This is a genomic window from Streptomyces sp. NPDC058326 (genome assembly GCF_042879855.1).
GTDB lineage: Bacteria > Actinomycetota > Actinomycetes > Streptomycetales > Streptomycetaceae > Streptomyces.
In genome coordinates, this window is sequence record NZ_JBHVZO010000001.1 from 36,449 (window position 1) to 50,766 (window position 14,318).

General features: G+C 72.0%; 14 protein-coding genes. 7 read left to right on the top strand and 7 right to left on the bottom strand.

The features are described from left to right. The first annotated feature begins 23 nt into the window (after positions 1–23). The 4 genes from ACFVYX_RS00170 to fabF all read left to right on the top strand — a co-directional run bounded on the left by ACFVYX_RS00170 (position 24) and on the right by fabF (position 3,638). Positions 24–941, top strand: coding sequence for an ACP S-malonyltransferase (locus ACFVYX_RS00170; RefSeq protein WP_389679000.1), 918 nt, complete (start codon positions 24–26; stop codon positions 939–941). An 18-nt stretch (positions 942–959) separates the two neighbouring features. Then, positions 960–1,991, top strand: a complete 1,032-nt coding sequence (locus ACFVYX_RS00175; RefSeq protein WP_389679001.1) for a ketoacyl-ACP synthase III — start codon at positions 960–962, stop codon at positions 1,989–1,991. Positions 1,992–2,047: 56 nt separating this feature from the next. Continuing rightward, positions 2,048–2,296, top strand: a complete 249-nt coding sequence (locus ACFVYX_RS00180; protein ID WP_015033413.1) for an acyl carrier protein — start codon at positions 2,048–2,050, stop codon at positions 2,294–2,296. A gap of 79 nt (positions 2,297–2,375) precedes the next feature. Then, complete coding sequence (gene fabF, locus ACFVYX_RS00185) at positions 2,376–3,638, top strand: beta-ketoacyl-ACP synthase II (RefSeq protein ID WP_389679002.1); 1,263 nt, start codon at positions 2,376–2,378, stop codon at positions 3,636–3,638. A gap of 56 nt (positions 3,639–3,694) precedes the next feature. Here fabF and ACFVYX_RS00190 read toward each other — a convergent pair whose 3' ends face one another. Both ACFVYX_RS00190 and ACFVYX_RS00195 read right to left on the bottom strand, forming a co-directional pair. Continuing rightward, on the bottom strand, positions 3,695–5,209 hold the full coding sequence (locus tag ACFVYX_RS00190; protein ID WP_389679004.1) for a PQQ-binding-like beta-propeller repeat protein: 1,515 nt from the start codon (positions 5,207–5,209) through the stop codon (positions 3,695–3,697). A 68-nt stretch (positions 5,210–5,277) separates the two neighbouring features. Beyond that, the gene (locus ACFVYX_RS00195) at positions 5,278–5,772 is read right to left on the bottom strand and encodes a DUF3145 domain-containing protein (RefSeq protein ID WP_389679005.1); all 495 of its coding nucleotides are present in this window, start codon (positions 5,770–5,772) and stop codon (positions 5,278–5,280) included. A gap of 259 nt (positions 5,773–6,031) precedes the next feature. Between ACFVYX_RS00195 and ACFVYX_RS00200 the strand changes: the two genes are divergently transcribed. Continuing rightward, positions 6,032–6,925 carry an SGNH/GDSL hydrolase family protein gene (locus ACFVYX_RS00200; protein WP_389679006.1) on the top strand — a complete coding sequence of 298 codons (894 nt, stop codon included), beginning with the start codon at positions 6,032–6,034 and terminating at the stop codon, positions 6,923–6,925. Positions 6,926–6,985: 60 nt separating this feature from the next. Here the strand turns inward: ACFVYX_RS00200 and ACFVYX_RS00205 are convergent, their stop codons facing one another. Then, positions 6,986–9,442, bottom strand: a complete 2,457-nt coding sequence (locus ACFVYX_RS00205; RefSeq protein ID WP_389679007.1) for a glycoside hydrolase family 3 protein — start codon at positions 9,440–9,442, stop codon at positions 6,986–6,988. A 166-nt stretch (positions 9,443–9,608) separates the two neighbouring features. Here ACFVYX_RS00205 and ACFVYX_RS00210 point away from each other — a divergent pair, with 166 nt between their 5' ends. Together ACFVYX_RS00210 and ACFVYX_RS00215 are read left to right on the top strand one after the other, a co-directional pair. Next, positions 9,609–10,223 carry a TetR/AcrR family transcriptional regulator gene (locus ACFVYX_RS00210; protein WP_389679008.1) on the top strand — a complete coding sequence of 205 codons (615 nt, stop codon included), beginning with the start codon at positions 9,609–9,611 and terminating at the stop codon, positions 10,221–10,223. 5 nt (positions 10,224–10,228) lie between these two features. Then, complete coding sequence (locus tag ACFVYX_RS00215) at positions 10,229–10,942, top strand: carbon-nitrogen hydrolase family protein (protein WP_389679009.1); 714 nt, start codon at positions 10,229–10,231, stop codon at positions 10,940–10,942. 42 nt (positions 10,943–10,984) lie between these two features. On the opposite strand, the gene ACFVYX_RS00220 is transcribed toward ACFVYX_RS00215, so the two are convergent. The 4 genes from ACFVYX_RS00220 to ACFVYX_RS00235 form a co-directional block, all read right to left on the bottom strand. Beyond that, positions 10,985–11,803, bottom strand: coding sequence for a pectate lyase (locus ACFVYX_RS00220; protein ID WP_389679010.1), 819 nt, complete (start codon positions 11,801–11,803; stop codon positions 10,985–10,987). Between the two features lie 13 nt (positions 11,804–11,816). Continuing rightward, positions 11,817–12,659, bottom strand: coding sequence for an EI24 domain-containing protein (locus tag ACFVYX_RS00225; protein WP_389679011.1), 843 nt, complete (start codon positions 12,657–12,659; stop codon positions 11,817–11,819). A 123-nt stretch (positions 12,660–12,782) separates the two neighbouring features. Beyond that, positions 12,783–13,205, bottom strand: coding sequence for an organic hydroperoxide resistance protein (locus ACFVYX_RS00230; RefSeq protein WP_389679012.1), 423 nt, complete (start codon positions 13,203–13,205; stop codon positions 12,783–12,785). A 64-nt stretch (positions 13,206–13,269) separates the two neighbouring features. Continuing rightward, a complete protein-coding gene (locus ACFVYX_RS00235) occupies positions 13,270–14,289 on the bottom strand; it encodes an NADP-dependent oxidoreductase (protein WP_389679013.1) in 1,020 nt (339 codons plus the stop codon). Between the last annotated feature and the right edge of the window lie 29 nt (positions 14,290–14,318).

Genomic DNA, 14,318 nt, shown 5'->3' on the forward strand with positions numbered 1-14,318 from the left:
CGTCCGCAAGAGAGAGTGTGAGGGTGCTCGTACTAGTCGCTCCCGGCCAAGGCGCCCAGACGCCCGGCTTCCTGACTCCCTGGCTCGAACTCCCCGGTGCCGCCGAACGCGTCGCGGCCTGGTCCGACGCCATCGGGCTCGACCTCGCCCACTACGGCACGAAGGCGGACGCGGACGAGATCCGTGACACCGCCGTGGCCCAGCCGCTCCTCGTCGCCGCCGGTCTGCTGTCCGCCGCCGCGCTCGGCGACGTGTCCCCCGGCGTCGTCGCCGGTCACAGCGTCGGCGAGTTCACCGCCGCCGCGTTCGCGGGCGTGATCGACGACACCGCCGCGCTGCGTCTCGTACGGACCCGTGGGCTCGCGATGGCCGAGGCCGCCGCGATCACCCCGACCGGCATGTCGGCGCTGCTCGGCGGCGAGCCCGAGGTGACCGTCCCGCACCTGGAGAAGCTCGGTCTGACCCCGGCCAACATGAACGGCGCCGGCCAGATCGTGGCCGCGGGCACCCTGGAACAGCTGGCGGCCCTGGAGGCCGACAAGCCCGAGGGTGTCCGCCGGGTCGTCGCACTGAAGGTCGCCGGTGCCTTCCACACCCACCACATGGCCCCGGCCGTGGCGAAGCTGGAGGAGGCGGCCGACAAGCTGTCCCCGGCCGCCCCGGCCACCCGCTACGTCTCCAACAAGGACGGGCAGGTCGTCACCGACGGCGCCGAGATCGTGGCCCGCCTGGTCGGCCAGGTCGCCAACCCGGTCCGCTGGGACCTGTGCATGGAGACCTTCCAGGAACTCGGCGCGACGGCGCTGATCGAGGTGTGCCCCGGCGGCACCCTCACCGGCATCGCCAAGCGTGCCCTGAAGGGCGTTGCCACGGTCGCTCTCAAGACTCCGGACGACCTCGACGCGGCCCGTACGCTCATCGCTGAGCACGCGGCCGTCTGACAAGGAGTGTCGAGAAGCATGTCGAAGATCAAGCCCAGCAAGGGCGCCCCGTACGCACGGATCCTCGGTGTCGGCGGATACCGCCCCACCCGGGTCGTGCCGAACGAGGTGATCCTCGAGACGATCGACTCGTCCGACGAGTGGATCCGCTCGCGCTCCGGTATCGCCACCCGCCACTGGGCCTCGCCCGAGGAGACCGTCGCCGCCATGTCGGTGGAGGCCTCCGGCAAGGCCATCGCCGACGCCGGGATCAGCCCGGACCGGATCGGCGCCGTGATCGTCTCCACGGTCTCCCACTTCAAGCAGACCCCGGCCGTCGCCACCGAGATCGCCGACAAGATCGGCGCCGGGAAGCCGGCCGCGTTCGACATCTCCGCCGGCTGCGCGGGCTTCGGCTACGGCCTGACCCTCGCCAAGGGCATGATCGTCGAGGGTTCGGCGGAGTACGTCCTGGTGATCGGTGTCGAGCGGCTCAGCGACCTGACGGATCTGGAGGACCGGGCGACGGCCTTCCTGTTCGGCGACGGCGCCGGCGCCGTGGTCGTCGGCCCCTCCGACGAGCCGCACATCGGCCCCACCGTCTGGGGTTCCGAGGGCGACAAGTCCGAGACGATCAAGCAGACCGTCCCCTGGAACGAGTTCCACGTGGGCGACGTCTCGAAGCTGCCGCTCAACGAGCAGGGCGAGATCAAGTTCCCCGCCATCACGCAGGAGGGCCAGGCGGTCTTCCGCTGGGCCGTCTTCGAGATGGCGAAGGTCGCCCAGCAGGCCCTGGACGCCGCCGGCATCTCGGCGGACGACCTGGACGTCTTCATCCCGCACCAGGCGAACATGCGGATCATCGACTCCATGGTGAAGACGCTGAAGCTGCCGGAGCATGTCACGGTCGCCCGTGACGTCGAGACCACCGGCAACACGTCGGCCGCCTCGATTCCGCTCGCCATGGAACGACTCCTGGCGACCGGCAAGGCGAAGAGCGGCGACACGGCGCTCATCATCGGCTTCGGGGCGGGTCTCGTCTTCGCCGCGACGGTCGTTACCCTCCCCTAGGCACTCCGGTTCTCCCGGAAGCCTTTTCACAAGTAATCACAAGAAGGAGCGCCACCATGGCCGCCACCCAGGACCAGATCGTCGAAGGCCTCGCCGAGATCGTCAACGAGATCGCCGGCATCCCGGTCGAGGACGTCCAGCTGGACAAGTCCTTCACCGACGACCTGGACGTCGACTCGCTCTCCATGGTCGAGGTCGTCGTCGCCGCCGAAGAGCGCTTCGACGTGAAGATCCCGGACGAGGACGTCAAGAACCTCAAGACGGTCGGCGACGCTGCCGACTACATCCTGAAGCACCAGGCCTGATTCGGCCCTCGCTGACTCGGTCCGCCACCCGGCGGTGGCGCCGTATTCCGACCATCACACACATGGAGAACGAATTCCTGTGAGCTCGACCAATCGCACCGTGGTCGTCACCGGTATCGGCGCAACCACACCGCTGGGTGGCGACTCCGCGTCGACCTGGGAAGGTCTTCTCGCGGGGCGCTCCGGCGTCAGGCCCCTCGAGGGTGAGCGCTTCGCCGAACTGCCCGTGCAGATCGCCGCGACCGCAGCCGTCGACCCCGGTGACGTCCTGCCCCGCCCGCTCGCCCGCAAGCTGGACCGCTCGGCGCAGTTCGCGCTGATCGCGGCCCGTGAGGCCTGGGCCGACGCGGGCTACACCGGTCCGGCCGGCGACGACGAAACGATCGTTCCCGAGCGGCTCGGTTCCGTCATCGCCTCCGGCATCGGCGGTGTCACCACGCTGCTCGACCAGTACGACGTGCTGAAGGACAAGGGCGTCCGCCGCGTGTCCCCGCACACCGTGCCCATGCTCATGCCGAACAGCCCCTCCGCCAACGTGGGCCTGGAGGTGAACGCCCGCGCCGGCGTCCACACCCCGGTCTCCGCGTGCGCGTCGGGCGCCGAGGCGATCGGCTACGCCGTCGAGATGATCCGTACCGGCCGTGCCGACGTGGTCGTCGCCGGCGGTACCGAGGCCGCGATCCACCCGCTGCCGATCGCCGCCTTCGCCAACATGATGGCGATGTCCAAGAACAACGACGAGCCGACCAAGGCCTCGCGTCCCTACGACACCGGCCGGGACGGCTTCGTGCTCGGCGAGGGCGCGGGCGTCGTGATCCTGGAGTCCGAGGAGCACGCGAAGGCGCGCGGCGCGCGCGTCTACTGCGAGGTCCTCGGGCAGGGCCTGTCGGCCGACAGCCACCACATCGCGCAGCCTGAGCCGACCGGCCGGGGCATCGCCGCCGCGATGCGGAACCTGCTCGACGCGACGGACCTCAAGCCGTCCGAGGTCGTCCACCTCAACGCGCACGCCACGTCGACGCCGCAGGGTGACGTCGCCGAGATCAAGGCGCTGCGGAAGGTCCTGGGCGACGACCTCGACCACGTCGCGATCTCCGCGACGAAGTCGATGACCGGTCACCTCCTCGGCGGCGCGGGCGGCATCGAGACCGTCGCGACGGTCCTGGCGCTGCACCACCGCCTGGCCCCGCCGACGATCAACATCGACGACCTGGACCCGGCCGTCGAGGCGGACGTCGTCCGCGACGAGCCCCGCGCACTCCCGCAGGGCACGATCGCCGCGATCAACAACAGCTTCGGCTTCGGTGGCCACAACGTGGTCCTGGCGTTCCGCTCGATCTGAGCCGCGCCTGACGTGTGAGGCCCGCCCCCTGACCGGGGGCGGGCCTTTCGCGTGGGTCAGCGCAGGGCGAAGGCGGCCGGTTCGGTCTGGACCAGGACCTGGTTGAGGACGACGTGACCGCCGGGGACGGGGACCAGCTCCGGGTAGATGGAGACCTCCGACCGCTTGTCCGTGCCGGGGGTGAGGACTCCCCGTACCTTGCCGGTGGCGCGGTCGAGGAGGGTGACCGTCGCGTCGTACCCGAGGTAGGCGACCCGGCCGTCGGGCTCGGTCGCGAGTGCCATCATCTGGGCGTCGCCGGCGTGCGCCCACACCTTCCGGCCGTCCTTCAGGGAGTACGCGACGACCGTGTTCGGAGAGGTCGAATCGCTCGTGGCGAGGGTGACGAGGAGGCCGTCGAGGACGAGGGGCCTGACGGTCCGGCCGCCGCGGACGTTCCAGAGGCCGGAGAGGACACCCTCGGGACCGGTGAGCGGCACGCTCACGGTCGGGGCTCCCCCGTCGTCGAAGCCGAGGAAGGCGTGGGTGCCCCGGGTGTCCGCCTCGTCGACGGCGAGGACGGCCGGGGAGACGGAGACCACCGAGGCCGAGGCCGTCGACTCGACGGGCAGGTCCCGGGCCCACCGCTGGGCTCCGGTACGGGTGTCGAGGGCGAGGAGCCGGGCCCCCTTGCCGCACTGTTCGACGAGGAGGGTACGGGTGGCGTCGGCGCCGAGCGCCCGGATCCCGCACCCCTTGGCCACGGCCCGCTGCCAGCGCTGTTCGCCGGATTCGGCGGAGCGGGCCCGTACGGCCCGGTCCTCGGCGGTGACCGCGGTGGCGCCGCCGACGGCGAGGGCGCCGCCGACGAGGCCCCCGCCGCCGAGGTTCCGCTTCCACAGGACCTTGCCGTCCGCGGCGCGGACGGCGAGCAGGGTCGCGCACGGCTTGTCGTGGCGGCCGTGGGCGACGAGCCCGACGCCCTCTCCGACGCCCGGGGTCATCGCGCACAGCGCTTCGCGGGCGGGTGCGGGGACGCTCCAGCGGACGGTCCCGTCGGCGCCGTCGTACGCGAAGAGCCCGTCGATCCGCCCGTGGGCGACGGTGGTGCCGAGGCCCCAGGAGCCGACGCCGTGGTCGTACCGCTGACCGGCGCCCGGGACCGTCCATGCCACGGCCGGCTCCCGGTCGGCGGACGGGGAGCCGGAGGCCGTGGGCGGCGCCGCGCCGCCGCCCCGCCCGCCCTCGTCGTCGCCCGCCGCGAGCCCCCAGACACCGGCGGCGAGGAGCGCGAGGACCCAGACGACGGCGGCGGCCACGAGGGAGGACCGGCCCTGGGAGGCGGAAGTCCCACTGTCGGTCTTGGCGGTGTCCGCGTGGCCGTGCGGCACCGCGTCCTGCCGCTCGGCCACCGGTGCCACCGGGTCCGTACCGCCCCGCCGTGCCGCACGGACGGTGACGCCCACGGCGATGAGGACCACGGCGCACGCCAGCGCCGCCCAGCCCGTCGGCCACGCACCACCGACCGCTCCCGCCCCCAGGAAGACCACCGCCGCGCCGAACAACGCCCCCGGCACACCGTCACGTATCACGTCTCTCCCGCCCGGCGTGCCCCCTGCACACCCAGGCGGAATCTACCGCGCGCGCCGCTGAAGCCCCGTCAGACCACCTGGTGGAGCCAGCGGACGGGTGCGCCCTCGCCCGCGTACCGGAAGGGCTCCAGTTCGTCGTCCCAGGGCTTTCCGAGGAGCTTGGCGATCTCGGCCTCCAGCTTGGTCTCGCCCTGCGCGGAGCGCGCCAGGGCGGCCCGCAGCCGGTCCTCGGGGATCAGGATGTCTCCGTGCATGCCGGTGACGGCGTGGAAGATGCCCAGGTCGGGGGTGGCGCTGTAGCGCTCGCCCTCGGCGGTGGGGCAGGGCTCCGCGGTGACCTCGAAGCGGAGCATCTGCCAGCCGCGCAGGGCGGAGGCGAGTTCGGAGGCGGTGCCGGTGCGGCCCTGCCAGGAGAACTCGGCTCTCCAGGTGCCGGGGGACGCCGGCTGACGGATCCAGTCGAGCTGGACCCTCGCACCGAGGACGCCCGCCACCGCCCATTCGACGTGCGGGCACAGCGCGCGCGGTGCGGAGTGTACGTACAGGACTCCACGTGTCGTCACCGGGACCTCCAGTGTGGGACGAGGTTCGCCTTCCCCAGCGGCCTCAGTAAACAGCATCAGGAGCAAAACATCGCAAACCCTCAAAAAGGGGACAGCATGTGACGTGATGTAATTTACCGGAGCCGGTCGGCGAAGATGCCTCTGGTTCGACGGGGGAAAAGCTACCGTGCCGCACCGTCATCGGTGTGACGTACGGTCGGTCCGGGGGCGGGTGAACACGAAGCTTTCACTCGCGAGGACGCCGAAGGAGGGACCGGGGATGCACGGCCGAAGCCGATTCCGTACCGCTGTCGCCACCGCGACGGCGGCGCTGCTGTGCGCGGGGGCACTGTCCGGCTGCACCTCGGAAGAGCCCGCGGCGCAGACCGCCACGGCGAAGCCGGCGCAGCGACCGACGCCGAAGCCGGCCCCGCTGTGGGACGTCTCCCCCGCCTCCGTCGCCGCCGTCGGCGACTCCGTCACCCGGGCCTTCGACGCCTGTGAGGTCCTCGCGGACTGTCCCGAGGTGTCCTGGGCGACCGGCACGGACACCACGGTGAACAGTCTGGCGCTTCGGCTCCTCGGCCCGGCGAAGGTGGCCACCCGCAGCTGGAACCTGGCGCGGACGGGCGCGCGCATGGCGGAGCTTCCCGAGCAGATGGCGGGGGCGGCCGCCGAGAAGCCCGAGCTCGTGACGGTGATGATGGGCGCGAACGACGCCTGTCGGCCGACCCCTGAGCTGATGACACCGGTCGCCGATTTCCGCGCCTCCTTCGAGGCGGCGCTCACCCGGCTGCGGGCGGGCGCGCCGAAGGCGCAGGTGTACGTGGCGAGCGTGCCCGATCTCAAGCACCTGTGGTCGACGGGGCGGCTGAGCCCGATGGGGCTCGAGGTGTGGAAGCTGGGGATCTGCGGCTCGATGCTGGCGGACGCGGAGGATCTGGGTCCGGTGGCGGAGCGGCGGCGGGCGACGGTCCACGAGCGGGTGGTCGCGTACAACGCGGTCCTGAGGGATGTCTGCGCGAAGGACGCGCGGTGCCGGTACGACGGTGGGGCGGTCTTCGGTTTCCGCTTCGACGGCCGGCAGTTGAGCCCGTGGGACTGGTTCCATCCGAGCAGGGACGGGCAGGCACGGCTCGCGGAGCTGGCGTACCGGCGGATCACGAAGGAGTGAGGGGCCCCGGGACGGTTGTCAGGTGCCGTCCCGGGGCCGGTCGCGGGGTTCCCCGGGGGGTCAGACCTCCAGGGTCACGGTCAGGCGGGTGTCGGTGAGGGAGTGGGCGGCCCGCACCTCGTAGGCGCCGTGGACGAAGGTCCAGCCGTTCTTCTCCTCGTCCCAGATCTCGAAGGCGCGGCGCGGCAGCGTGATCTCGGTCTCGACGGTCTCGCCGGGTCCCGCCTCGACGCGTCCGAAGCCGGCCAGCCGGCGCTCGGGCCGGCCGGGGCCGTGGTCGCGCGGTGCCAGATAGATCTGGACGACCTCGCCGCCGGGCCGGTCGCCGGTGTTGGTGAGCCGGACGGTGGCCGTGTCCGGGCCCGCGACGAGGGAGTCGTAGGACCAGGTGGTGTAGCCGAGGCCGTGTCCGAAGGCGTACGCGGGGGCCTCCTGGTGCCGGTCCCAGGCGCGGTATCCGATGAAGAGCCCTTCGCTGTAGGCGAGTTCGCCGTCGACGGGGGTGACGTCGGTGACGGGGACGTCGGCGAGGGCGGCGGGCCAGGTGGTGGGGAGGCGGCCGCCGGGCTCCTCGGCGCCGGTGAGGACGTCGGCGAGGGCGGCGCCGCCCTCCTGGCCGGGGAACCAGCTGAGCAGGACCGCGGCCACGTCCTCGCGCCAGGGCAGTTCGACCGGGGAGCCGGCGTTGACGACGACGACGGTGTTCGGGTTGGCGGCGGCGACGGCCCGCACGAGCTCGTCCTGGCGGCCGGGGAGGGCGAGGTCCGTGCGGTCGAAGCCCTCGGACTCGACGCGCTCGGTGGTGGCGACGACCACGACGGCGGTGTCGGCGGCGCGGGCGGCCTCGACGGCTTCGGCGATCAGTTCGTCGGGGTCACGGCGGGGACCGAGGTGGACGAAGGAGAACATGATGGCGGGCAGCGGGGCCGCGAACTCCTTGTCGAGGGTGTGGAGCAGGGACACCTCGACGGTCTCGCCCGCGGTGAGCGCGACCCTGGCCCGTTCGACCGGGGAGCCGAAGAAGGCCTCGAAGGGGTCGGTCTCGGGGCCCATGGTCTGGACTCCCTCGAAGAGGGTCTCGCCGCCGACGGTGAGGGTGTAGGCGCCGAGGCCGCGGGTCCCGAAGGAGTGCTCGCCCGTCTCGCGCGGGGTGAAGGTGCCGACGACCTCGACGGAGGCGAGGGCCTCATGGGTGACGCCGGCCGGCAGGTCGTCGCCGATCCACTGGACCTGCCCGTTGGGCAGGGAGCCCTCGCCGAGGAGCCGGCCCCCGGCGTCGCGGCAGCGGGCGCGGAGCGTGAACCCCTGCTCGGCGGGAGCGAGTTCGTCGCTGGGGTCGGCGCCGATCGCGTACGTCAGGGTCCCTGCGGGCAGGGCGGCGGTGAGGCCGTCGAGCGGGGAGACGACGTGGTCGGGGAAGACCTGGGCGGAGCCGCCGCCGAGGACGCGGGCGTCGCGGGCGGCGGCGCCGGAGAGGGCGACGGTGCCGGGCCGCAGCGGGAGGGCTTCGTTCTCGTTCCGTACGAGGACGAAGCCGCGGCGGGCGATCTCGCGGGCCAGGGCGTCGCCGTCGATCGCGGCGGGAGGCTCGGTGACGACCGGCGGGGCGCCTTCGAGGGCGCCGACCCGGGCGGCGAGCCGCAGCACGTTGCGTACGGCCGTGTCGACCGTGGACTCCTCGACCTCGCCGGCGCGGACGGCGGCGGCGAGGGCCTCTCCGTAGACGGTGACGGGGCCGGGCATGGCGACGTCGAGGCCGCCCTCGATGTCGCCGGTGGTGGAGCGGGCGGCCATCCAGTCGGAGACGTTGAAGCCGTCGAAGCCCCACTCGCCGCGCAAGACCTCGTTCACGAGGTACCGGTGCTCGGTCATGGTCACGCCGTTGACCTGGTTGTAGGCGGTCATGATGCCCCAGGGGTGGGCGTTCCTGACGATGGCCTCGAAGGGGGCGAGGTAGAGCTCACGGAGCGGTCGGGGGGCGATGCGGTTGTCGACGGTGAAGCGGTCGGTCTCGGCGTCGTTGGCGACGAAGTGCTTGACCGTGGTGCCGACGCCGCCGTCCTGGACGCCCTGGACGTAGCCGGTGCCGATCTCGCCGGTGAGGAAGGGGTCCTCACTGTAGGCCTCGAAGTGGCGTCCGCCGAGCGGCGTGCGGTGCAGGTTGACGGTGGGTGCGAGCAGGACGTGGACGCCCTTGCGGCGGGCCTCCTGCGCGAGAAGGCGGCCGGCGCGGCGGGCGAGCGCGGGGTCCCAGGCGGCGGCGAGCGCGGTGGGGGACGGCAGGGCGACGGACGGGTCGTCTGCGGTCCAGCGGACGCCCCGGACGCCGATGGGGCCGTCGGACATGACCAGGGACTTCAGGCCGATCTCGGGCAGGGCGGGCAGGGACCACATGTCCTGGCCGCCGAGCAGCCGGGTCTTGGCGTCAAGGCCGAGCGTGGCGAGTGCCGCCTCGACGGCCTCTTCGCGCGCCGCGTCCGCCTCCGCCCGTGCCGTGTCCGCGCCGGTCTCCGTCATGGCCGTACCTCCTCGTTGACGTACTGGTGACCCCGATGCGGCCATCGTGCACCCATCTACCTGTAGCGCGGTAGGCAACGTTATGCTCTTGTTATTTCTGGAGGGGGTACCGTCCTGTCGGACGGGCGGAACCTCGGAGGCGAGCGCCTGAAAGGGGGCCCAGGCGATGGTGCGGGCCAGGAGCGAGGAGAGGCGGGCGGACATCCTCCGCGCCGCCCTCGAAGTGATCGCCGAGCGCGGCTACCGGGGTGCCACCCTGGGCTCCGTCGCCGAACGGGTCGGGCTGACCCAGCAGGGGCTCCTGCACTACTTCCCGACGAAGGAGGCGCTGCTCGTCGCCGTCCTGGAGGAGCGCGACCGCTGGGACACCAGCGGCGGCGGGGACCGCGAGGGCTGGCGGCTCGACCTGCTCGAATCCCTCGTCGAGTACAACGCGATGCGGCCGGGGATCGTCCAGACCTTCTCCGCGCTGCTCGGCGAGAGCGTCACGGACGAGCACCCGGCGCGCACCTTCTTCACCGAGCGGTACGCGCAGGTGCGGGCGAACATGGCGCAGGTGCTGCGCCTGGAGTTCGGCGAGCGGCTGCCGGGCGGACTCACCCCGGAGCGGGCGGCGCCCCTGCTCACGGCGGTGATGGACGGGCTCCAGTACCAGTGGCTCCTGGACCCGGCGGCGGTGGACATGCCGTCCGCCTTCCGCGACTTCCTGCGGCTGCTCGACGGGGGCGAGAACCGGAGGACGCCCCGGGAGTTCCCCCGCGGCGGGCGGGCGGGAGGATGACGGGCATGATCGTCGCAGCCACCCAGTTCGCCCCGGTCGCCGGGGACATCGACGCCAACGTCCGTACGGTCGCCGGTCTCGTCCGGGCCGCCGGGGCCGAGGGAGCCCGTGTGGTCGTCTTCGCCGAGCTCTGTCTCACCGGGTACGAGCCGTCCCTCGTCCGGGACACCCCCGGCCTCGTCCTCGCCGAGGACGACCCCCGCCTGGAGCCCGTACGGGAGGCCTGCCGCGCGGTCTCGGCGGCGGCCGTGGTCAACGGGCCGGTGCGGACGGCCGGCGGGCGGCCCGCGGTCACCACGCTCGTGATCGGCCCGGACGGGTCGCTCCTCGCCCGCTACGACAAGCAGCACCTCTACGGGATCGAGCGGGAGGTCTTCGAACCGGGCGCCGTCGACGGCCGGTTCACGCTCGACGGGGTGCGGTTCGCCCTGGCCACCTGCTACGACAACCGCTTCCCCGAGCTGGCCGAGCGGGCCGCCGCCGACGGCTGCGGGGCCTACCTGGCGAGTTCGGTGCTCACCGCCGGCAACGACTCGTTCGAGAAGGTGTATCCGGTACGGGCCCGGGACTCCGGTCTCCCCGTGGTGCTCGGCAACGCCCTGGGGCCGAACGAGGACGGGGTCGCCGTGGGCCGGGCCGGGGCCTGGGGCCCGGACGGTGAGCGGATCGCGGACGCGGGGAGCGACGGGCCGGGGTTCGTGCTCGCCGAGGCCGGCTGAGCAGGGGGGCGCCCGGGCAGGGCCGGGCGCCCCCGCTCACCGTCAGTCGTACGAGAGGTCGCCTGCCGAGTAGCGGCAGGTGGTGCCGTCCGGGCCGGTGCCGATCTCCTTGGGCTCCTTGCCGGTGTCGTTGCCGGTGAAGCGGGTGCACGGCTTGATCTTCTTCTTGGTGTCGCCGTGGATCCGGATGTTCCGCAGGGAGGCGGTGTCGCCGTAGTTGGCGTTGACGCCGACGATCGACTTGCCGGGCGTGGTGATGTCCACGTCGTTGATCAGGATCGTGCGCTTGTACTGCTTCTTGCAGTTGCCGCAGGAGCGGACCAGCTTGCCGAAGTCGGCGACCTGGAACTTGGTCACGACGAGCTTGCCCGCGCCGTTGAACTGGAAGACCTTGTCGGACGCGCTCTTCGCGCCGCCCCCGTAGACCGCGTACACCGAGGACGCCGAGGTGCCCTTGAAGGTGGCGGCGTCCTCGCCGACGTTCTCCCACCAGACGTTCTGCAGGGTGCAGCTGCCGAGGCAGTGGACGCCGTCGGCGGCCGGGGAGCCGATGATCACGTTCTTGAGGACGGCGCCGTCCTTGAGGACGAAGACCGGCTTCTGGCTCTCGTCCTGGCCTCCGGAGCCGAGCTCACCGGTTCCGTGGAAGCGCTGGAGCTTGCCGTCGTAGGTGCCGGAGACCTCGATGCTCGCGGGGACCGGCTTGGTGCCCTTCGCCTGGGGCCAGGCGGCCACCGCGGGCGCGGCGCCCGCCGGGGCGAGCAGGGTGCTGGTGATGACGGCGGCGCCGGTGACGCCGAGGGCGCTCAGGCCTCCGATGAGCGCGCGCCGGCGGCCCGTCTTCCGCTTGTGGGACGTCATGGTGCTACTTCCTTCAGTGGGGGAGGTGGTGCACCCCCTGGTCGCCACCGGCGGAAGGAAGGTTGCCGCCTTCTCGACCGTTCTTCCGGAAGAGGTCGTCACGGTCGTCGTCGCCGGACGTCTCCCCCCGCAGTTCGCGGGCCATGAGGGTGGCGCCCGCGACGGCTCCCGGCATCAGGAAGACGGCGACGAAGGGCACCAGGAAGGAGAGGGTCAGCGGTACGCCGAAGCCGAGGGCGACCATCCGGCGCCCGCGCAGCAGCCCGATGTGCTCCTTGAACTCGACGCCCCGGCGCTGCAGCGCGACGGACGTCAGCTCCTGGGTGAGGAAGAAGCCGGAGACGCAGAAGCCGATGACGGGGACGACGGTCTGGCCGATCACCGGGATGAAACCGCAGGCGAAGAGCAGGATGCCGTAGAACGCGACCCGCACCAGGACCTTCAGGCTGTCGCGGGCCGAGATCCACAGCTCGCGCCAGAGCGGCAGCCCGGACTCGGGCACCTCGCCGCCCTCTCCGCGGTCGACCGCCTCGGAGAGCGACTCGTAGAACGGCTGGCCGACGAGCAGGGTGACGGCGGTGAAGGTGATGACCGCGAGGAAGAGCCCGAAGGCGAAGACCAGCGCCGTCAGGGTGCCGCGGACGATGTCGAGCCAGGGAGAGGTCCAGTCGTCGGCGAACGGGGTCATCCAGGCGACCAGGTCGTCGGCGCCGTATCCGAGTCCGACGAGCGCCCCCGTGTAGAGGACGAGGGTCACGAGCCCGGGCAGCAGCCCGAATCCGAACCACCGTCCGTGCCGGGCCACCCACTTCTGGCCCTGGACCAGGAATCCGAAACCCACCCCGAGATCGCGCATGGGGGCCACTTTATCGGTGGAGCGCAGGTCAGCCGTCGGGCGGCCGGGCCCGCGGCCCGGGCACGGCGAGGGCCGCACCCCCGGTGGGGATGCGGCCCTGTGTGCGGTCCCGCGCGTCCGGACTCAGACGGCGAGCTCGACCGTGATGTTGCCGCGGGTCGCCTTGGAGTACGGGCAGACCTGGTGGGCCTTCTCGATCAGGCCCTTGGCGGTCTCGGCGTCCACGTTCGGGATGGTCGCCGAGATCTTGACGATGATGCCGAAGCCGTCGTCGTTCTTGCCTATGCCCACCTCGGCGGTGACCGTCGAGCCGGAGACGTCGGCCTTCTCGTTGCGGGCGACGACAGCGAGCGCGCCCTGGAAGCAGGCGCTGTAGCCCGCCGCGAAGAGCTGCTCGGGGTTGGTGCCCGCACCGGAGCCGCCCATGGCCTTGGGCGGGTTGACGACGAGGTCGAGCTGACCGTCGTCGGTGGCGACACGGCCGTCACGCCCGTTCTCGGCGGTGGCGACAGCGGTGTAGACGACGTCGGAGTGCTGGATCGACATGCGTGGTACTTCCTTCATCGGTTCGCCGCGACTCGCGCCCACGATCGCGACGGCTGAGGGAAGACTAGCGGGTCAGCGAGACGATCATCTTTCCGGTGTTGTCGCCGCGGAGCAGTCCGAGGAAGGCCTCCACGCCGTTCTCGACGCCCTCGACGAAGGTCTCGCGGTGCTTCAGCTCGCCGGCGGCGAGCCAGCCGCCGACCTCCTGGACGAACTGCTCCTGGAGACCGTAGTGGTCGCCGACGAGGACGCCCTGGAGCCGCAGCCGCTTGCCGATGATCATCGCCATGTTGCGCGGCCCGGGGACCGGCTCGGTGTCGTTGTACTGGGCGATCATGCCGCAGATGGTGGCGCGGCCGTGCACGTTGAGCGAGGAGATCGCGGCTTCGAGGTGGTCCCCTCCGACGTTGTCGAAGTAGACGTCGATGCCGTCCGGGGCGGCCTCGCGGAGCTGGTCCTTGACCGGGCCGTTCTTGTAGTTGAAGGCGGCGTCGAAGCCGAGCTCCTCGACGAGCCACTTGACCTTCTCGTCGGAGCCGGCCGAGCCGATGACCCGGGAGGCGCCCTTGAGCCGGGCCATCTGGCCGACCTGGCTGCCGACGGCGCCGGCGGCGCCGGAGACGAAGACCGCGTCGCCCTCCTTGAAGGAGGCGACGTCGAAGAGGCCGGCGTAGGCCGTGAGGCCCGTCATGCCGAGCACGCCGAGGTAGGAGGAGAGGGGGGCGAGCTCCGGGTCGACCTTGGTCGCGTGCTGGGCGGGGACGTCGGCGTACTCGCGCCAGCCGAGGCCGTGCAGGACGTGGTCGCCGACGGCGAAGCCCTCGGCGTTGGAGGCGACGACCTCGCCGACCGCGCCACCGTCCATGGGGTGGTCGAGCTTGAACGGGGGAACGTACGACTTCACGTCGTTCATCCGGCCGCGCATGTACGGGTCGACCGAGAAGTGCAGGTTGCGCACGAGGATGCGGCCCTCGGCGGGCTCGGCGACCGGGGTCTCGCGCAGGGCGAAGTCCGCGGGGGCGGGCCAGCCGTGCGGACGGGCGACGAGGTGCCACTCACGGCTGGACGCGGGAAGAACGGACATGAGCACGGCCTCCAGTAAAGCTTGAGATC

Excerpts from the sequence above, each read along its gene's own strand:
- ACFVYX_RS00175 (WP_389679001.1), top strand. The coding sequence starts at position 960 with ATGTCGAAGATCAAGCCCAGCAAGGGCGCCCCGTACGCACGGATCCTC.
- ACFVYX_RS00180 (WP_015033413.1), top strand. The coding sequence starts at position 2,048 with ATGGCCGCCACCCAGGACCAGATCGTCGAAGGCCTCGCCGAGATCGTC.
- ACFVYX_RS00200 (WP_389679006.1), top strand. The coding sequence starts at position 6,032 with ATGCACGGCCGAAGCCGATTCCGTACCGCTGTCGCCACCGCGACGGCG.
- ACFVYX_RS00205 (WP_389679007.1), bottom strand. The coding sequence starts at position 9,442 with ATGACGGAGACCGGCGCGGACACGGCACGGGCGGAGGCGGACGCGGCG.
- ACFVYX_RS00210 (WP_389679008.1), top strand. The coding sequence starts at position 9,609 with ATGGTGCGGGCCAGGAGCGAGGAGAGGCGGGCGGACATCCTCCGCGCC.
- ACFVYX_RS00215 (WP_389679009.1), top strand. The coding sequence starts at position 10,229 with ATGATCGTCGCAGCCACCCAGTTCGCCCCGGTCGCCGGGGACATCGAC.
- ACFVYX_RS00220 (WP_389679010.1), bottom strand. The coding sequence starts at position 11,803 with ATGACGTCCCACAAGCGGAAGACGGGCCGCCGGCGCGCGCTCATCGGA.
- ACFVYX_RS00225 (WP_389679011.1), bottom strand. The coding sequence starts at position 12,659 with ATGCGCGATCTCGGGGTGGGTTTCGGATTCCTGGTCCAGGGCCAGAAG.
- ACFVYX_RS00230 (WP_389679012.1), bottom strand. The coding sequence starts at position 13,205 with ATGTCGATCCAGCACTCCGACGTCGTCTACACCGCTGTCGCCACCGCC.
- ACFVYX_RS00235 (WP_389679013.1), bottom strand. The coding sequence starts at position 14,289 with ATGTCCGTTCTTCCCGCGTCCAGCCGTGAGTGGCACCTCGTCGCCCGT.